General features: G+C 63.2%; 17 protein-coding genes and 1 riboswitch. Of the genes, 11 read left to right on the top strand and 6 right to left on the bottom strand.

What is annotated here, in order from left to right; all coding sequences use genetic code 11:
• The first annotated feature begins 257 nt into the window (after positions 1–257).
• The 10 genes from cpaB (at position 258) to X726_RS1000000171430 (ending at position 10,517) form a co-directional block, all read left to right on the top strand.
• Entirely contained in the window at positions 258–1,163 is a 906-nt protein-coding gene (cpaB, locus tag X726_RS165665; protein WP_023667604.1) for a Flp pilus assembly protein CpaB, read from the top strand.
• 78 nt (positions 1,164–1,241) lie between these two features.
• Positions 1,242–2,717, top strand: coding sequence for a type II and III secretion system protein family protein (locus tag X726_RS165670; protein WP_031214502.1), 1,476 nt, complete (start codon positions 1,242–1,244; stop codon positions 2,715–2,717).
• Positions 2,718–2,721: 4 nt separating this feature from the next.
• A complete protein-coding gene (locus tag X726_RS165675; protein WP_023667602.1) occupies positions 2,722–2,988 on the top strand; it encodes a hypothetical protein in 267 nt (88 codons plus the stop codon).
• A 44-nt stretch (positions 2,989–3,032) separates the two neighbouring features.
• Positions 3,033–4,247, top strand: a complete 1,215-nt coding sequence (locus X726_RS165680; RefSeq protein ID WP_023667601.1) for a response regulator — start codon at positions 3,033–3,035, stop codon at positions 4,245–4,247.
• Entirely contained in the window at positions 4,244–5,665 is a 1,422-nt protein-coding gene (locus tag X726_RS165685) for a CpaF family protein (RefSeq protein ID WP_023667600.1), read from the top strand. The genes X726_RS165680 and X726_RS165685 overlap by 4 nt, the downstream gene beginning before the upstream one ends.
• Before the next feature lie 5 nt (positions 5,666–5,670).
• Positions 5,671–6,636 carry a type II secretion system F family protein gene (locus tag X726_RS165690; protein WP_023667599.1) on the top strand — a complete coding sequence of 322 codons (966 nt, stop codon included), beginning with the start codon at positions 5,671–5,673 and terminating at the stop codon, positions 6,634–6,636.
• A gap of 1 nt (position 6,637) precedes the next feature.
• Complete coding sequence (locus X726_RS165695) at positions 6,638–7,603, top strand: type II secretion system F family protein (RefSeq protein WP_023667598.1); 966 nt, start codon at positions 6,638–6,640, stop codon at positions 7,601–7,603.
• Positions 7,534–8,586 carry a hypothetical protein gene (locus X726_RS165700; protein WP_245272019.1) on the top strand — a complete coding sequence of 351 codons (1,053 nt, stop codon included), beginning with the start codon at positions 7,534–7,536 and terminating at the stop codon, positions 8,584–8,586. The genes X726_RS165695 and X726_RS165700 overlap by 70 nt, the downstream gene beginning before the upstream one ends.
• A 133-nt stretch (positions 8,587–8,719) precedes the next feature.
• Positions 8,720–9,190 carry a hypothetical protein gene (locus X726_RS165705; RefSeq protein WP_023667596.1) on the top strand — a complete coding sequence of 157 codons (471 nt, stop codon included), beginning with the start codon at positions 8,720–8,722 and terminating at the stop codon, positions 9,188–9,190.
• A gap of 685 nt (positions 9,191–9,875) precedes the next feature.
• Positions 9,876–10,517 (top strand): GGDEF domain-containing protein, encoded by a 642-nt coding sequence (locus tag X726_RS1000000171430; RefSeq protein ID WP_245272017.1) that lies wholly within the window; start codon positions 9,876–9,878, stop codon positions 10,515–10,517.
• 12 nt (positions 10,518–10,529) lie between these two features.
• Here the strand turns inward: X726_RS1000000171430 and gcvP are convergent, their stop codons facing one another.
• The 3 genes from gcvP to gcvT are packed head-to-tail and all read right to left on the bottom strand — an operon-like array spanning position 10,530 to position 14,832.
• Complete coding sequence (gene gcvP, locus X726_RS165710) at positions 10,530–13,340, bottom strand: aminomethyl-transferring glycine dehydrogenase (RefSeq protein WP_023667595.1); 2,811 nt, start codon at positions 13,338–13,340, stop codon at positions 10,530–10,532.
• Between the two features lie 17 nt (positions 13,341–13,357).
• Positions 13,358–13,726: a glycine cleavage system protein GcvH gene (gene gcvH, locus X726_RS165715; RefSeq protein WP_023667594.1), complete on the bottom strand. Its 369-nt coding sequence runs from the start codon at positions 13,724–13,726 to the stop codon at positions 13,358–13,360.
• 5 nt (positions 13,727–13,731) lie between these two features.
• On the bottom strand, positions 13,732–14,832 hold the full coding sequence (gene gcvT / locus X726_RS165720) for a glycine cleavage system aminomethyltransferase GcvT (RefSeq protein ID WP_023667593.1): 1,101 nt from the start codon (positions 14,830–14,832) through the stop codon (positions 13,732–13,734).
• A gap of 149 nt (positions 14,833–14,981) precedes the next feature.
• Positions 14,982–15,068: riboswitch (glycine riboswitch) on the bottom strand.
• 199 nt (positions 15,069–15,267) lie between these two features.
• Between gcvT and X726_RS165725 the strand changes: the two genes are divergently transcribed.
• The gene (locus X726_RS165725; RefSeq protein WP_023667592.1) at positions 15,268–16,269 is read left to right on the top strand and encodes a hypothetical protein; all 1,002 of its coding nucleotides are present in this window, start codon (positions 15,268–15,270) and stop codon (positions 16,267–16,269) included.
• A 151-nt stretch (positions 16,270–16,420) separates the two neighbouring features.
• On the opposite strand, the gene X726_RS165730 is transcribed toward X726_RS165725, so the two are convergent.
• From X726_RS165730 to X726_RS165740, 3 genes are all read right to left on the bottom strand, one after another.
• Positions 16,421–17,212, bottom strand: a complete 792-nt coding sequence (locus X726_RS165730; RefSeq protein ID WP_023667591.1) for a molybdopterin-binding protein — start codon at positions 17,210–17,212, stop codon at positions 16,421–16,423.
• Position 17,213: 1 nt separating this feature from the next.
• Positions 17,214–18,089 (bottom strand): cytochrome b/b6 domain-containing protein, encoded by an 876-nt coding sequence (locus X726_RS165735; protein ID WP_023667590.1) that lies wholly within the window; start codon positions 18,087–18,089, stop codon positions 17,214–17,216.
• 136 nt (positions 18,090–18,225) lie between these two features.
• Positions 18,226–18,918: a DUF1345 domain-containing protein gene (locus X726_RS165740; protein ID WP_023667589.1), complete on the bottom strand. Its 693-nt coding sequence runs from the start codon at positions 18,916–18,918 to the stop codon at positions 18,226–18,228.
• Positions 18,919–18,927: the final 9 nt, after the last annotated feature.

The following is an 18,927-nucleotide window of genomic DNA, read 5'->3' as shown; positions in this document are numbered from 1 at the left end:
GCCTGCCATAGAATCCGGTGCCGCGAATCACCCGTCGATACTGCCACGCTTTTCGGCGCCAAGCGACGGAAGTTCCTGTTACGTTCGGGGATTAAACCCTTCTTATCCTAAAACCTTTCGATAACCAAGCCGGCGGAAATAGGTCCGTGCGGAGCGGGCGCGATTCCTGAATCTTTAACAAAGCGGCCTAGCGTCGCCTCAACAAAACAAAAGACCACGAATGTCAGGGGTTGGTTGTGAGGGGCAAGGCCATAACGATGATTGGCATCGCTGCCGTCTTCGGCGCGATTTCAATCTTTGCCGCGGATTTCTGGGTGAAAAGCCAGGCCAAGGCCGATGCCGAAGAGAAAACGGCGTCGATCCCGGCGCCCGCCGTCCCCAAGATCGTCTTCAAGACCATCGTGGTGGCCAACGCGCCGCTGCGTTACGGCATGGAGCTTGACCGGGCGCAGCTCAGCGAAATCCCATGGTCCGAGGATTCGGTGCCGCAGGGCGCGTTCACCACAGTCAATGCATTGCTCGCCGAAGGCAGCCGCGTGGTATTGTCGCCGATCGAGATCAACGAGCCGGTGCTGATCAGCAAATTGTCGGGGCCGAACGGCCGCGCGACGCTATCCAACATGATGACGCCCGGCATGCGGGCGGTGACAATCCGCACCGACGAGATCGCCGGTGTCGGCGGCTTCGTCATGCCGGGCGACCGGGTCGACGTGGTGCTGACACGCGATGCGGGCGAAATCCAGGAAGTGGCCAAGAACGCGCAGGGCGCTGCCGGATCGACCGTTACCTCCGAGATCGTCGTCTCCGACGCCAAGGTGCTGACCGTGGGGCAGGGCGCCGACGAGCGCCAGACCACACCGCAGATCGCCAATTCCGTCACCATCGAGGTGACGACCGAAGGCGCGCAGAAAGTGGCGCTTGCCCGCACCGTCGGCACCTTGTCGCTGTCGCTCCGCTCGGCCGCAGACGGAGGGGCCGCCAAGGACGGCGTCACCACCATCTCGTCCTTCGGCGGATCGGTCGCCTCCGGCGTCCAGGCCGCTGCCGGCGCGCTGTTCACTGCCGCGACCAAGGAGCCTGAGAAGCCGAAATTCAAGACGATCATCGTGACGCGCGGCACGCAGGTCGAAGAATACCAGGTTCCTGCGCGGGACCAGCAATAACTGCCGGTGGGGACCGGGCGAGGGACGGGACAGATGTCGGGACTTCATGCATTTCGAACTACGAAAGGGCTGCGCCCAATGCGGGCGCTTGCGGTGGGGGCTTGCCTGGCCGCGGCCGCAATGCTCGGCCTCAGTGCGCCAGCCAAGGCCGACAACGATATCGTCCATGTCTCGTCGACAACGAATGCGTCGATCAAGGTAGCCAAGGGCAAGCCGAAGACGGTCATGACCAATGCCGCCTNTGTCTCGTCGACAACGAATGCGTCGATCAAGGTAGCCAAGGGCAAGCCGAAGACGGTCATGACCAATGCCGCCTTCTACCAGATCGTCATCGGCGATCCGGAGATCGCCAACGTCAATCCGCTGACCGACAAATCCTTCTATGTGCTGGGCAACAATCTCGGCACCACCGGCATCGCGCTGTTCGACGAGAACAAGCAGTTGGTCGGCACCGTCGACATCGAGGTGACGCTGGACACCGACCAGCTGGCCAGCACCATTCGCGCCAGCGTGCCGGACGCCAAGATCAAGGTCGGCTCGGCCAATGGCCGCGTCGTGCTGTCGGGCGAGGCCGATGACGCGGTCGCCGCCGAGAAGGCAAGCAAGATCGCCAGCCGCTTCTCCGGCAATGAAGAAGTGATCAATTCGGTCAACATCTCGTCCTCGCAGCAGGTTCAGCTCAACGTCCGCTTCGTCGAGATCAATCGCCAGGCCGGACAGGATCTCGGCGCCAAATACAGCGCCAATTTTGCTTACGGCATTGGCGGGCGCGACGTCACCATCGAGCCGGGCTCGGTGCCGGGAGCCGGCAATGGCGAGATCATCGGCCGGCTGCTGTCCAACGGCCTGTCGATCGACGTCGCCATCAAGGCGCTGGAGGAACGTGGTCTTGCCAGGCGGCTGGCCGAGCCGAACCTGATCGCCCGCTCGGGCCAGACGGCAAGCTTCCTCGCCGGCGGCGAGTTCCCGATCCCGGTCTCCGAGGACAATGGCAAGATTTCCGTCAGCTACAAGAAATACGGCGTCAGCCTCGACTTCACGCCGACGGTTCTCAAGGACGGGCTGGTGAGCCTCGACATAGCGCCGGAAGTGTCCTCGATCGATGCTTCGGCCTCCTATAATATCGGCAATATCTCGGTGCCGGGCTTTATCGTGCGCCGCGCCAAAACATCGGTCGACCTGAAGAACGGCCAGAGCTTCATGATCGCCGGCCTGCTGCAGTCACAGAACGACATCACCACGTCGCGTCTCCCCGGCCTCGGCAAGCTGCCGGTGCTCGGCTCGCTGTTCTCCTCCAAATCCTATCAGCGGCGCGAGACCGATCTGGTGATCATCGTCACCCCCTATCTGGTCAAGCCGGTCGATCCGTCGAAGAAGCTGCTCGAGCCGACCGACGGCACGCAGCCGGCCAGCAATGTCGACTATTTCCTCAACAACACCGAGGAAGTGAAATCGTCCGAAGCCAATCGTGCAGTGGCAATGGCCAGCGGCAGTACGGCACAGCCGGCCGCGGTCACCACCGTCGGGCATTTCCTCGACCTGCCGAAGGATTGAAGCCATGCGCGTGGAATCATGCATCGCCCTGCTGATCGCCGGCCTCGCCGGCGGCTGCACCAGCGATGACTATGTCCGCTCCGAGGGACCGACGATTGCCGCCGGCAACGCACAGGCCGCCAATACGGCCATGCAGATGGTCGATCCCTGGAAATACGGCGTCCAGAACACCAGGCTGCTGGTGCCGGCGCAGCGCAGTGAGGCGGCGGTCAACGCCGCCGACCAGGCTGCTGCTGCCAAGGCCGTGCAACCGACAGCGACAACCGATTGATTTGCCCGGTGATTTGACCGGGAATGACCTGACAGGCTGACAAAATGGCAAGCGGCATCAAGACCAAGAAGATCCTGCTGGTGTCCAGCGACCGGACCTTTGCGCAGGATACGCGCACCGCGTTCGCGGCCTCGGAGGTGATCCAGCTTTCGACCGTCGAGAAGAACATTACCGAACTGCGCGGCGAGGTCCAGGAAGCCGATTTCGGCGCGCTCATCGTCGACATGGATGCGGCAAAGCTGGAAGAGATCGAGTCGCTGCAGCGCATCATGCGCCGGCTTGAAGGCCGCGTTCCGGTGGTCGTCGTCACCCAGGAATTCAACGCAGCCGCAGTGCGTATCCTGGTGCAGCTCCAGGTCGCCGATTTCCTGGTCAAGCCGATCACCACCGCCGATCTGGTGCGGTCGGTCGTGCGCGCGCTGCAAGGGCCGGGGCGCGAGGAAAACACCGAGTCGCAGATCTATACCTTCATGCCGGCCGCCGGCGGCGTCGGCACCACGACGCTGGCGCTGCAGACCGCCTTCCAGCTGCATCATTCGGTGACGCGCGGCGCGTCGACCTGCGTGGTCGACCTCAATTTCCAGCAAGGCGCCTGCGCCGAATATCTCGACCTCGAGCCGCGCTTCGACATCACCGAAATCGAGAACCAGCCCGAGCGCCTCGACCGTCAGCTGCTGGATGTGATGCTGTCCAAGCATGCGAGCGGGCTCTGCGTGCTGGCGGCGCCAACGCATCCGTCGGAAATGCGCTCGTTCAAGACCGATGTCGTGGTGCGCATGCTCGATCTCGTTTCGGCCTATTTCGACAACGTCGTCATCGACATGCCGCGCACCTGGTTTCCGTGGACGGAAACGGTGCTGCTCGGCTCCAACAAGCTTTACATCGTCGCCGAAATGACGGTGCCGTGCCTGCGCCATACGCAGCGGCTGATCCAGGCGGTCTACGAGACGGCAGGCAAGGAAGTGAAGCCGAACGTGATCGTCAACCGTTTCGAGCAGAAGATGTTCGACAACGGCATAAAGCAGGCGGATGTCCAGGAAATCCTCGGCGAGCATTTCGTCGGCGGCATCTCCAACAATTACCGGCTTGTGCGTGAAGCGGTCGACCGCGGCGTGCCGCTGCATGAGATCGACCCGAACGCCAATGTCGTCAACGATCTGAAGAGGATCATCCTGCCGGAAGAAGCCGTGGTGACGCCGGAGAAATCGCGCTCGCTGTTCGGCATCGGCAGGGGCCTCCTGAAGAGGAAAGCCGGATGACCAGCCGCTTCTCGACCCTGCAGAACCGTGACGTCCGCGCGCTGAAGCCGGCCGAGGCGGCGCCGGTCGCGCATCACGCCGTGGTCATCCCGACGAACCGCAAGGCCTTGCCGCCGAAGCCGGAGACAACACCGGGAAAAAGCGCCAACAAGGTGCTCGATGCCCGCGTGCGCATCCACCGGCTGCTGCTCGAGGAAATCAACCTGGTCGCGCTGGAGCGCCTGCCCAAGGATGAGATGCGCCGGCAGGTGCAGGAGTTCGTGTCGGAAAAGACCCGCCAGGAGCGTATGGCGATCAACACCGTCGAACTTGAAGCGCTGGTCGATGACATCGTCGATGAGATGGTCGGCCTCGGCCCGCTGGAACCGCTGCTCAAGGACCCCGACATCAATGACATCCTGATCAACGGCCACCAGAACTGCTTCGTCGAAAAACGGGGCAAGCTGCAGCAGGTCCATATCCCGTTCAAGGACGAGGCGCACCTGTTGCGCATCGTCAACAAGATCGTCGCCGCCGTCGGCCGCCGGGTCGACGAATCGCAGCCGATGGTCGATGCCCGCATGCTCGACGGCTCGCGCTTCAACGCCGCCATTCGCCCGGTCGCCGTCGACGGGCCGCTGGTATCGATCCGCAAGTTTTCCAAGAACAAGCTCGGCCTGCACAAGCTGGTCGAGTTCGGCGCCATCACCCAGAATATGGCCGAGGTGCTGGCGGCGGCAGTCCACGCCCGCAAGACGACCATCATCTCGGGCGGCACCGGCACCGGCAAGACGACGATGCTCAACGCATTGTCAGCCTTCATTCCGGAAGACGAACGGTTGATCACCATCGAGGACGCGGCCGAACTGCAGCTGCAGCAGCCGCATGTCGCGCGCATGGAAACGCGCCCCGCCAACATCGAAGGTCATGGCGAGCTGAAGCAGCGCGACCTGGTCAAGAACGCGCTGCGCATGCGCCCTGACCGCGTCATCCTCGGCGAGTGCCGCGGCGAGGAGGCCTTCGACATGCTGCAGGCGATGAACACCGGCCATGAAGGCTCGATGGCGACCATCCACGCCAACACGCCGCGCGACGCCATTTCGCGCCTCGAGCAGATGCTGGGCATGACCGGCATGCCGATGACGGTGCAGTCGATCCGCAGCCAGATCGCCAGCGCGCTCGACCTTATCGTCCAGCTGACGCGACTGTCGGACGGCAAGCGCAAGGTGACCAGCGTCGCCGAGGTGACCGGCATGGAAGGCGACGTCATCCAGATGCAGGAGATATTCCGCTTCGTGCGCACCGGCATGGAAGCCGACGGCAAGATCCTCGGTCACTACGAGGCGACCGGCATTCGCCCGCGTTTCCTCGAGGACCTGCGCAATATGGGCATTGAATTCCCCGGCAAATATTTCGAACCCGGCCGGCCGCAGGAGTAAGCCGGGTGTTCGAGAATTTCAGCCCGATCTATGTCGTCTATGCCGCGGCAGCGCTGACCGGCATCATGATCGCCGAAGGCTGCTATCTGCTCTATGCCGGCCGCAGCGACAAGCGCCTGGCTATCAACCGGCGCATGAAGCTGCAGGAAAACAAGATCAGCCAGGAACAGGTGCTGATCCAGCTGCGCAAGGAACGCGGCCTCGATTCCGGCACGTCATCCTTCTCGCCCGACCGTTTTCGCGCGCTGCGCACGCAGTCTGGCATGGTGATGCCCTTGCCGAAATTCCTGACGATGACGACGGGCGTGGCGCTGGCGATGATGCTCGTCGCGCTCTGGTACGGCCTGCCGCTGTTGCTCGCCATTTTGCTGTTTGTGGTGCTGACAGCGCTGCTGCCGGTAATTGTGCTGCGCTCCAAGCGTGCCCGGCGGGTGAAGCGTTTCGGCGTGCAGTTGCCGGAGGCGCTGGAATTGATCACGCGCGGCTTGAAGGCCGGGCATCCGGTTCCGGTGGCGATCTCGATGGTGTCGCGCGAGATGCCCGATCCGATCGGCACCGAATTCGGCGTTATCTCCGACGAGGTGACTTATGGTTCCGACCTGGTTTCGGCGTTGAATTCACTGTTTGATCGCGTCGGCCAGGAGGATCTGCCGCTGTTCGTCACCGCGGTTTCCATCCAGACGAGTTCGGGCGGCAATCTGCGCGAGATCCTCGACGGGCTGTCGACGACGATCCGCGAACGCGGCAAGCTGCGCCGCAAGGTGCGCGCCATTTCGACCGAGGGTCGTATGTCGGCCTATATCCTGACGGCGGTGCCGGCGCTGCTGTTCGCCGCCATCATGGTGATGATGCCGCAATTTTATCAAAGCGTCTGGGATGTGCCGAAGACTTGGTATCTGCTGGGCGGTTCGGTGACATGGCTGATGCTGGGCAACATCATCATGTTCAAGATGTCGAACTTCCGGTTCTGAGATGGAGCAGGTGATCCAGTTTCTTGCCTCGCTGGCGCCGACGTCGCTGATGCCGGTAGCCGCGATGCTGCTGGCATTGGGCGGCAGCGCGGTGGCATGGCCGCTGGTGGTGGCCAAAGGCGACCGCAACGATCTCAAGCGCCGGCTCAAGATCGACGACAGCAAGACTCCCCAACAGGCCGAGGTGGCGCCGAAGAAGAACCAGAGCGTCGTGCGCGAGAAGGCGGTGAAGCGGGCGCAGGAATTCTACGCCAAGAGCGATCCGGAAAATGTCGCCCGGTTGCGTATGAAGCTGATCCAGGCGGGCTATATGGAGCCGCGCGCGGTCGGCACATTCTTCCTGATCCGCTTCGCCTGCCTGGTGGGCGCAGCGATCGGCGCGTTCCTGGTCAACCATTGGATGGGCAGCGCCGATTCCACCGCGACCAGCCGCTGGACCTTCATCATCCTGTCGGGAGCCGCCGGCTATTTCGTGCCCGGCCTGGTGCTCAGCCAGAAGGTGCGGGAAAAGATGCGCGAATACCGCAACGGCTTTCCCGACTTCATGGATTTGATGATCGTCTGCTCCGATGCCGGCATGAGCATGGAGGCCGGCATCGAGCGCGTCTCGAGGGAACTGGCCAAGACCTATCCGTCGCTGAGCCAGAATCTGCAGCTGGTGTCGCTGGAACTCAGGGCCGGCCGCAGCCTCGACGATGCATTGAAGGCGCTCGCCGACCGCCTCAGCCTGGACGAGGTGCGCTCCTTCGCCACGCTCTTGCAGCAGTCGAAGGAACTCGGCACCAGCCTCGCCGGGGCGCTGCGCGTGTTCTCCGACGAAATGCGCCACAAGCGCATGTCGTTGGCCGAGGAGAAGGCACATGCCTTGCCGGCCAAGATGTCGGTGCCGGTGGTGGTGTGCATCCTGCCGGTGGTGTTGATGATCGCCGTCATCCCGATCATCGTCAAAATGACGGCGGTTCAGTAGATACCAAGGCAGTAGATACCAAGTGGCCGCCCGGCGGCTTTCTGCGGTTACTCACTTCAACTACGCTTCGCCTGGATGTCATATCCGGCCGGTTTGGCCGCTCTCCTTCGGCAAAATCCGCAAAAAGCAAAATGAGTGAGCCGTCCATGCGAATAGTCTTGTGCACCGCCTTCCTCGGCCTCGCCGCGGCCAGTCTGTCGCCGGCCTCGGCCGCGGCCGACGATTGCGGCGACGCTGCCGCTCTGGTGCAGCAGGCATATCCCAAGGCCCAAAAGAGTGCCGATGGCGCCTCCTTCACGCTCGAACCTCATACCAGCATCGCCCAGACGCTTTGGGATGGCGATGCGCCATTCGGCGTGGTCTGCAAGATCTGGCCCGCCCATGACGACCTGTTGTTGGTCGCCGTGCCGCTGATCGACAGCTCCCAATCCAGCGACGACGGGCATTTCGGCGATGTCGAGCTTCTGGTCGTCGACAGGAAGACCCGGCAGGTGCGCCAGCGCCTGCTCCAGCCCGGGCTGATGACCGATGATGCCGTCGGCATCCGCGAGATCGACTTCGATACCGGGCGCTACAGATTGGCGCCCGATGTCGGCGCCTTCGGCCTGCGCATCGACATGGCAACCCATTCGCAGCCGAATCCTTTCAGTGAAACCGACCTGCGGCTCTATGCCCTTGACGGCGGTGCTCTGCGCCTGGTGCTCGACGGCATCATCGTGGCCGGCTTTGGCGGCGAAGGCGACACCAATTGCGCAGGATCCTTTCAATCCAACCGGGTCAGCCTGGCGATGAGCCCGGCGAGACATCACGGCTATCACGACATCACAGTGTTCGAGCGGTTGGACACCGACAATCCGTCTGTCGACAAGAATGGCGAGTGCCAGTCCCATCCCGGCAGGTCCATGAAACGAACCTACCGGCTGCGCTACGACGGCAGGCGCTATCAGTTTCCGGCGGGGCTCAAGGCGCTGGAGCCGGAATAGGCTTCGGCTGGTTAATGGCTTCTGTGCCCGAAACCAAATTTTAGGCGCGTTTCCGCACTGAAGTTTAATCGCCCTGTTGTAGTCTGCTTCCTCAGAGAACGACCCGGTAAATCGGGCGATTGGGGCCAGGGGCATGCGTCACAGAAGTTTCACGGCAATGGCCGCGCTAGCGGCGGTCTTGATGGTCGGCGGCTGCACGACCGACAACGTCGACAAAACCAAGACCACATCGATCCAACCGGTGGCAAAAGACGTCAGCACCTCCGACCTTGCGCAAGGCAAGGCGCAGTTCCGCGAGGCCAATTACGGCCTTGCCGAACAGCATTTCCGCAAGGCCGTGGAACTGAAGGCCGACAGTGCCGAGGGATGGATGGGGCTTGCCGCCTCCTATGACGAACTCGGCCGCTTCGACTTCGCCGACCGCGCCTACGACCAGCTTTTGAAGGTTGCCGGGCGCAAGCCGCAGATTGTCAACAATATGGGCTATTCGCAGCTGCTGCGCGGCAACAAGAAGAAGGCGAGAGCGCTGCTCATGGAAGCAAGGGCCGGCATGGCCGACCCGAGCGTGATCAACGCCAATCTGGCGCTGCTCAACAAGGGCTGAGACTAGGGACACTCGCGTGCCGAGCTTCGCGGGACGGCAGTCGACGCTTTGTAAACCCTGTCGGCAGGTTGCTTTGAAAACCGGCCGAAAACGGTATCTCCGGCCGGTTGCATGCCTATGATGCGCCACAAATCGAAGATCCCAAAGGTTGCCGCTCATCCATGCTGGATTTCAGTTCGCTATTGCTGGCGGCTGCGCTGTCGGGCACATGCCTGAGCGTCACCATGTTTGTGATCTGGTTCACGGCGCCGCGTGCACGCTTCGTGCTGACGGTTGCGTGCGGCATTCTCGTCCTTGTCGCCCACGTCATCGTCTTCTGGCGCTACACGAGGGAGGCCCAGTCCGTTGCTTTGTCAGGCAGCGTCGGCGCTGCTCAGCCTCGGTTTCCTGGCGCTTTCACTTTCGGCCATGCAATATCTTGGTGTGCGCAATTACAGCCGCGCTGTCCTGCCGGCCATGCTCGCGATCGCTGTCTGCGCCGGCGTGACCTATCTCGGTTTCGATGGTGTCGGCTTCATCCTCACCTATACGACGGTAACAGTGCTGCTCGCCTCGATCGGGGTGATGTTCTGGATCAAGGGCGGTCAGGATCGCGGCATTCTGCTGGTCGTTTCGGCGCTAAGCGGCGTCTGCGGCGTATCCTTCGGGCTCTGCGGCGCCGTGCTTCTGGTCAAGGGCCCAGTGGGTGCTCGGCGTCGCACCCGACAATTGGGCCGAGCGGTTGAATTCGGTCGTGGCGGTCGCCTGCATGACGGCTCTCGGCGCGCTGACGCTGTCGCTGCATCATCTGCAGGCACAGATCGAACTGAAGGCCGAGACCCTGACCGACCCGTTGACCGGTCTGATGAACCGGCGGGCTTTGAACTCGCTCTATCGCGAGCGCGTCTTCGGCCCGTTCATGTCGGTCGCCATGTTCGACCTCGACCACTTCAAGCGAACCAACGATGTCTATGGCCATCCCGTCGGCGATCGGGTGCTCTGCCGTTTCGCCGCAGTCGTCAAGAAGTATGACAGGGTTGGCGTCGACGCCTTCCGGCTGGGCGGCGAGGAGTTCGCGTTGGTCATGTCTCGGATGACCGAAGACAAGGCCTACGATTTCGCCAGCAGGATCGGCGTCGCCTTCGGCACGGAAGTGGTGCCGACGCCGCGCGGGCCGTTGCGCAGCAGCGTCAGCGGCGGCATTGGCTTTGGCAAGGAAGACGGCAGCAGCCTGGATGAAGTGCTGGCCGAGGCCGACCGGGCGCTCTACGCGGCCAAGAACGCCGGGCGAAATCGCGTGCTTGTCCTCAACGGCAAAGCCGACGGACCGGCCCTGCGCTCAGCCTGACAGGCCAGAGTGTTATTCGGCGGCGCCGAGATATTCCGACAGCGGCGGGCAGGAGCAGACGAGGTTGCGGTCGCCGGCGACATTGTCGATGCGCGAAACCGGCGGCCAGTATTTGGCCGCCGTATCGACATCGCCGGCGGGGTAGGCCGCTTCCAGCCGCGAATAGGGGTGGGTCCACTGGCCGGCAAGGGTTTCGGCCGCCGTGTGCGGGGCATTGACCAGCGGGTTGTCCTCGAGCGGCCATTCGCCCTTCGCCACTTTCGCTGCCTCGCCGGCAATGGCGATCATCGCCTCGCAGAACCGGTCGAGTTCGCGCTTGGGCTCGGATTCGGTCGGCTCGACCATCAGCGTGCCGGCGACAGGGAACGACATGGTCGGCGCGTGAAAGCCGTAGTCGATCAGCCGCTTGGCGATATCATCGACGCTGATGCCGGCGCTCTCCTTGAGCACGCGCGTGTCGAGGATGCATTCATGCGCGATGCGATCGTGCCTGCCCTTGTAGAGAAGCGGGAAGTGCGGCGCGAGCCGCGTCGCCACATAATTGGCCGAGATGATCGCCGTCTCCGTCGCCTGCTTCAGGCCGGCGGCGCCCATCATGCGGATGTACATCCAGGTGATCGGCAGGATGGAAGCGCTGCCGAACGGTGCGGCCGACACGGCATGCGCCGAGCCTTCGGTGACATGACCCGGCAGATAGGGTTTCAGATGCGCCCTGACGCCGATCGGACCGACGCCCGGACCGCCGCCGCCATGCGGGATGCAGAAGGTTTTGTGCAGGTTCATGTGGCAGACATCGGCGCCGATATCGGCGGGCCGCGCCAGGGCGACCAGCGCGTTAAGGTTGGCGCCGTCGAAATAGACCTGGCCGCCATGCTCGTGAATGAGAGCGCACAGGTGGCGCGCGCCTTCTTCGTAGACGCCGTGCGTCGAGGGATAGGTGAACATCAGGGCTGCGAGATTCTTCGAATGCTCGTTGGCCTTGGCCCGCATATCGTCCATGTCGATATTGCCGTCCTCCAGGCAACGCACGACGACGACGCTCATGCCGGCCATCGCCGCACTCGCGGGATTGGTGCCATGCGCGGACTGGGGGATCAGGCAGATGGTGCGATGGCCTTCGCCACGCGAACGGTGATAGGCGCGGATGGCGAGCAGGCCGGCATATTCGCCTTGGCTGCCGGCATTGGGCTGCAGGCTGACGGCGTCGAAGCCGGTGATCTCCGCCAGCCAGCCTTCCAGCTCGCCGACCATGGCGCGATAGCCGGCCGAATGGCTGGCCGGCGCGAAGGGATGGAGGTTGGCGACAACAGGCCAGCTGACCGGCATCATTTCGGCCGCCGCGTTGAGCTTCATGGTGCAGGAGCCCAGCGGGATCATGGTGCGGTCGAGCGCCAAATCCTTGTCGGCTAGCCTGCGCAGCAGGCGCATCATGTCGGTCTCGGAGTGGTTTTCGCGGAAAACCGGCTGGGTCAGAAACTCCTTGCCGCGCGGCTTGCCGGGCATCGCGCCGGCCTCAGTAGCGCCGGACTTGGCGCCGAACAGGGCGGCGATAGCCTCGAGATCCGCCTCGGTCGAGGTTTCGTCGAAGGCGATGCTGATGCGGTCGGCATCGATGACGCGCAGCAGCCGGCCACCTTTTTCAGCGGCAGCGGCGATCGAAGCTGCCTTGCCCTTCACTTCGGCCGTCACCGTGTCGAAACGGCTTGAGCCGAGCACGGAAACACCAGCGGTTTTCAGGCCTGCTGCGAGGCGGTTGGCGAGCTCATGGATGCGCGCTGCGATCGCCTGCAAACCAGTGGGGCCGTGCCAGATCGCATAGGCGGTCGCCATGTTGGCAAGCAGCGCCTGCGCGGTGCAGATGTTGGAGGTCGCCTTGTCGCGGCGGATATGCTGTTCGCGCGTCTGCAGGGCGAGGCGATAGCCGGGACGGCCCTTGCTGTCTATCGACTGCCCGACGAGGCGGCCGGGCATCAGCCGGGTCAGCTTGTCGGAGACGGCGCAATAGGCGGCGTGCGGGCCGCCAAAGCCCATCGGCACGCCAAAGCGCTGCATCGGGCCGACGGCGATGTCGGCGCCAAGCCTGGCCGGCGCGTCGGTCAGCGTGAGACCAAGCGGATCGGCGATGAAGACGACCACGGCGCCGGTGGCGCGAGCCTTCTCGATCGCCGCCTTGTGGTCGCCATAGACGCCAAACGTGTCCGGCCAGGAGACCAGCAGGGCGGCGGTGTTGTCGTCGATGGTCTCGCCATCGATCTCGATGCCGAGCGGCTCGGCGCGGGTGCGCACGACGTCCAGCGTCTGCGGATGCGGCGTGCCGGCCAGCGCTACCTTGGTGCGCTTGTCGCGATGATGGCGCAGCGCGATGCCGACCGCTTCGGCCACCGCCGTCGCTTCGTCGAGCAGGGAGGCCGAAGCCACCGGCAGGCCGGTCAATTCGGTGACCAGGGTCTGGAAGTTGAACAGCATTTCCAGGCGGCCCTGGCTGATCTCGGCCTGGTAGGGCGTATAGGCGGTGTACCAGGCCGGGTTCTCGAACAGGTTGCGCTGGATGACCGGCGGCACGTGGACGCCGTGATAGCCGGCGCCGATGAAGCTCTTCAGCACCGTGTTTTTTGCCATGATCGCCGACAATTCGGCCAGCGCTTCGGCTTCGCTCGCCGGCGCGGGAAGGGTCAGCGGCAGATCGAGGCGGATCGACTGCGGCACAGCCTGGCTGATCAGCGTCTCGACGGAGGGAACGCCGATCACGGCAAGCATGGCTCTGACATCGTTTACATCAGGACCGATGTGGCGGGCCGAGAAGGGGGTAAGTGCTGCGCTCATGGCAATAGGTCCTGATATCAACCGATATGGGCTTTGTAGGCAGCCTCATCCATGAGGCCTGCGAGCTGGCCTTCGTCGGCGAGCTTCATCTTCCACAGCCAGCCGTCGCCGGTCGCCGCGGAGTTGACCAGCGACGGGTCCGAGGACAGCGCGCCGTTGGCGTCGGTGATCTCGCCGTCAGCCGGCGCATAGACGTCGGAGGCCGCCTTGACGGATTCGACGACCACGGCGGTATCGCCCTTGCTGAGCTTCGTGCCGATTTGAGGCAGTTCGACGAAGACGAGATCGCCAAGCTGTTCCTGCGCATAGTCGGTTATCCCGACGGTGGCGATGCCTCCCTCGACGCTCAGCCATTCGTGATCTTGTGTGAAATAGGTTTTTGCCATCGGAATTATCCTTTGCGGTAGCGATGAGGAGTGAAGGGCAAGGAACTGATATCGACCGGGATTTTCGTCCCGCGAACATCGGCGAAGAGTTTCGTGCCCGGGTTGGCCAGGGGCGTTGTGGCGTAGCCCATGGCGACGGGATGGCCGGCCGAGGGGCCGAAGCCGCCTGATGTCACGTGGCCGGCCGGATCGCCGTCGGCATCGAACAAAGCAGCGCCGGCGCGCACCGGCTGGCGGCCGTCCGGCTTCAGGCCGACGCGCTTTTGCGACGGCCCGCGCTCCAGGATGGACCGCAGCGCATCGGCGCCGATGAAGGACCCGCCGGCGCGGAGATCTTTGGGGATCGCCCACATCAGGCCGGCACTGGCCGGATCGATCTCCGGCGTGATGTCCTGGCCGTGCAGGCACAGGCCGGCCTCCAACCGCAGCGAGTCGCGGGCAGCAAGGCCGATCCACAACACACGCTCGTCCTCGAGCAGTTTCGTGACCAGAGCGCGCGCATCCGCCTCCGGCAGGCCGATCTCGAAGCCGTCCTCGCCGGTGTAGCCGGAGCGGCTCATGAACCAGTTTTGCTTCGGCTCGATGCCATGCATGAACAAGAGTGAGCCGGTCTCGATGCCGGCGCGGGACAAGGCAGCCCAGGCTTCCGGCCCCTGGATCGCCAGGAAGACGCGGTCGAGCGCATCGACTTTGACGTCGAAGTCCGCGGCCAGCGCACGCAAATGCTTCTCGTCCTCGACCGCATTCCCGGCGTTGGCGACCACCATGAAGCGCTCGGCGCCGAGCCGGGTGACGATCAGATCGTCGATGATCCCGGCGGCCTCGTTGAGGAAGAAACTATATTTGGACTGTGAAATCTCAAGCGCGCCGGCATCGAGCGGACTGGCGCGGTTGAGCAGTGCCGCAGCGCCCGGTCCGCTGACAGCGAACAGCTTCATATGCGAAATGTCGAACAGGCCGGCATGTTCGCGGGTGTGAAGGTGCTCCTTCATCACGCCGGCCGGATAGGTCAGCGGCATCGACCAGCCCGCAAAGGCGCCAAAGCGTGCGCCGGCGGCGGTGTGCAGATCTTCGAGAGGAAGGTGTTTGGTGTCGTCGCCCGTCATGTCATCTCCAGAGTCGCACGCAATCGGCCGCTGCTGGCGACCAGTCCGTGCCCCTCTGTCTGAAGCCTGAGAGACTCGCGCAACCGGAACTCTGTCGGCGACGCTTACACCTTCGGCGCGGGGGCAAGCCCCGACTTTCCAGAGTGTCTTTCCCGTCTACGGTTCTTTTGCCTGAGAGATTTCGGGCGATTTCCCCTTCGGCGGCAGCTCGCGCTGCTCTCTCCCGCAAACAGGTAGGACTCAAAACTTAAGCCCTCGACGCGCCATCCATAGCTTGTCGGCGACACCTTGTCACCTGCCAGCGACACGTAAAGCGCGTCGTCTTTACAGTCTTCGCTAACCACGCCGTTTGCCGGTTTTTCAAGACAATGGCGATATTCTGGGCTGACGGTTTGGCCGGCAATTGCGTTGGGCACGGCGGATGGGGATTGACAGATGGGCGAACGGATCGGGAGCGCGCCGGTGGCGGGGCTGGCCTCGAAGGACCGCATCACGGCGGAAGATGTCGTCATGCTGCGTCGCGAAGTGTTCGCCGACGGCGTGGTGACGCGCGGCGAGGCTGAAGCACTGTTCGCGCTCGATGCGACAGCGACGGACAAATGTCCGCAATGGCCTGAATTCTTCGTCGAGGCCGTTACCGACTACATCGTCCACCAGGAAAAGCCGGCAGGCTATATCTCTGAAGACAATGCCGGTTGGCTGATCCAGACCATCTCGCGCGACGGAATGGTCGACAGTGTGACCGAACTGGAGCTGCTGGTGCATGTGCTGGAAAGGGCGAAATCATCGCCCGGCCGGCTCTCCGCCTATGCGCTCGAGCAGGTCGCCAACGCGGTGGTCGACGGCAAGGGACCACTGATGCTCGGCGGCGCGCTGGTTCCCGGGCTGGTCGCCAAGGCAGAGGTCGATCTGTTGCGCCGCATTCTCCATGCCTATGGCGGCGACGGTAACATCGCCATCACACGGGTTGAGGCCGAGGTGCTGTTCCAGATCAACGAGCAGACCGCAGCGGCCCACAACGACCCGTCTTGGAACGACCTGTTCGTCAAGGCGCTCGCCAATTTCGTCATGTGTTCGGCCGGCTACGAAGCGCCGACGCGCGATGTGGCGCTGCGTCGTGACAGTTTCTTGGACCAGGTCGAGCCCGAAATTGGTGGCTTCTTCAGCCGCATGGTGTCGGGCGGACTGGCCGGCATCATGGAAGCCTATCGTTCGCCCGGCGATATCGAGGCCGAATGGGAGTCGAAGAACCGTGCCGCCGAGGCACTCGCGCGCCGCGCCGAGACGATCGACGCCAGCGAGCCGAAATGGCTGGCCGATCGCATCGGCACCGACCGCCCGCTGCGTGACAATGAACGCGCGCTGCTGACGCTGATCAAACTCGCCTCGCCGGAGATACATCCGGCGCTCAAGCCACTGCTCGACAAGGTTGCTTAAGCCGCGCCGTTTTCTGCGACCGTTTTGCAGAGGACGATATTGGAGTGTCTTCAGGCCAATCGCCAAGTTCGGCCACGCGCTCGAAACCGGCTTCCTCAGGCAAGCTCGGTTCGGTCGGAGTCAGATCGTGCTCGGTCAGAATGCGAGGCCATCAAATCCCGCCATACCAGTCATAGCCATTGTCTTCCCAATAGCCGCCGCGGCTGCCGCCGATATTGGCAAAACTGTCGACGAGCTCGATCTTGTAGAGATACTTCGGCATCTTGTAGCCGAGCTGTCGTTCGACGCGCACGCGCAGCGGCGCGCCGTTTTCGACCGGCAGCGGCTTGCCGTTGAGGCCGTAGGCGAGGATCGTCTGCGGGTGGCGGGCATCGATCAGGTCGATGGTGCCGTAATATTTGATTTCCCCGGAGAGGCTGCGATCGATCGTATCGAGGCAGTGGAACATGACATAGCGGGCCTGCGGCTTGACCACAGCCTGGTCGAGCACCAGCGACAGCGGGGTGCCGGTCCATTTGGCGATGCAGCTCCAGCCTTCGACACAGTCGTGGCGGGTGATCTGCGTGCGGCTCGGCATGTTCTCCAACTGCTCGCGGCTGAGCGACAGCGGCTTTTCGACCAGGCCCGTTACCTCCAGCCGCCAGTCGGCGAAATTGTTGGCGAGCAGGCCCTTGTAGGTGTCATCGTCGGGCGCGGTGACGCCGTTCGGCCGCTGCGGCTGGCGGATGTCGGCCTCGGTGAATTCCGGCGCCAGAGCATCGCGGCCGGCAAGCCAGCGTTGCGCGCGGTAGGTCAGGCCATTGGCGTTTTCGAGGAAACTGCGCAGGCCGTCGCCCATGCCGAGCTGGCTGTCGAAGGCATCGCAGCCCGACAACATGATGCCGGAAACGCCGAGGCCGGCGCCCGTCAGGAACTTTCGGCGGCTGATCTGGAATTTGGCCATCTCACGCACTCCTCTCGGTGTCGCCATGCCTTGGCGGATCGGTGCGGTACCAGCCGGTGATGATCGAGCGCAGTTCGTTGATCGGGCCGGCGGCGAGGATCATCATCATATGGACGATGAAAAAGCCGACCAGCAGCACCATCACCGTGAAATGGATGGTGCGCGCCGTCTGCCTTCCGCCGAGCAGTTCGTTGAGCCAGGGCAGCACCGAGTTCATGCTCGGCGACATGGCAAGGCCGGTGATGATCATGAGTGGCAACAGCACGAACAGTACGCCGCCATAGGCCATTTTCTGCAGCGTGTTGTATTCGCGTGTGTGGTGGAACCTGAGCTTGGCGTGCTCGATGATGTCCTGCGGCAGCCGCTTGAGATCGTCAAGGCGCGGCGCCAGATCGCGGCGCAGATGGCCGTTGACCAGGCTGGCGACCAGCCAGACAACCAAGGTGGTTGTCAGTATCCAGGCGAAGAAGAAATGCACAACGCGGGCGGTGCCGAGATCGTAATAGGACGGGATTGTCGCCCAGGACGGGAAGGCACGCGACGTTTGCTGCCGGGCCGGGCCCGACCAGCCGAGCACGCCTGTGGTGTCGAAGCGATGGCCGAAGATTTCGGTATAGCCGCGCGGGCCGGTGGCGGTGTTTTCGGCGCCGATGGCAAAGACGGTGTTGTTGTACTCGAAGCCGGATTGCTTGCCGATGTAGAGCTGCGGCCGGGCATTGAAGATCTGCAGGCCGGACAAAAGCATGAAGAACAGCGAGATCGCCCACAGCCAGTGCGTCAGGCGGGTCCAGCGCGATTGCCGGTAGATCAGCGTCGCATCCTTCGTTGAGGCGGCATCGACGCCTGCGCCGGGCTGACTCATGGTAATGGTTTCCATCTTTTCCTCGCCTCCGGCTGCGCGATCCTGGGATGGCCGCGCTCGTCCTTGTCCTCCCAATACGTCGCTATCGAAAGCGATGTTTCATGCGGTCACGTTTTTATTACGGGCACGGGTTTATCGCGGGCACGGATACTCAATTGCCGAGGCTCACCGCGAGATTGACGACGGCGGCGACGATGACGGCGTTGAAGAAGAACGACAGGATCGAATGGACAAGCACCACGCGGCGCATATGCGAGGTCGTGATCGCGGTGTCGGCGGTCTGCGCGGTCATGCCGATCACCGTCGCGAAATAGAGAAAGTCCCAACCGTCCGGCCGTTTGCTGCCGGGAAAATCGAGGCCGCCGACCGGTATCTTCTTCTTGGTTTCGGTATCGATCGCGTCGCCGTCCATCCAGTAGACATGCGCATAGTGGAGGGCGGCCATGGCATGGATGGTGAACCAGCCAAGCGGGATCGACAGCATGGCGAAGCCGAGTTCGATGGGGTCGCGATCCTTGTGATTGATCAAAAGGAACAGCAGGACGATGGCCATGGCGACGATGCCGAGCGTGATGGCAAAGATGCCCAGCACTGGGAGGTCCAGTTCGCGCGCGTTCTTGCTGAGATAGCGGCCGGACAGCAGCGGCATCTTGGCGATGACGAGCGCGATGAAGACGACGAAGAAGGAATCGGCGGCAATCGAGATCGAATAAGCAAGCCGCGTGGAGACGGGGAGCGATCCAATCAAAGGGAATACCGCGGCAAATACGACCAGACCGACGGCTAGCGACACAAAGAACTGCTTGTGCCGCTGCAAGGGGATATTCGGCGATATGTCGGCCATACCCGACCT

Source organism: Mesorhizobium sp. LSJC285A00, assembly GCF_000503155.1.
In the GTDB taxonomy this organism is placed as follows: Bacteria; Pseudomonadota; Alphaproteobacteria; order Rhizobiales; family Rhizobiaceae; genus Mesorhizobium.
This window is presented reverse-complemented; position numbering and strand designations above follow the sequence as displayed.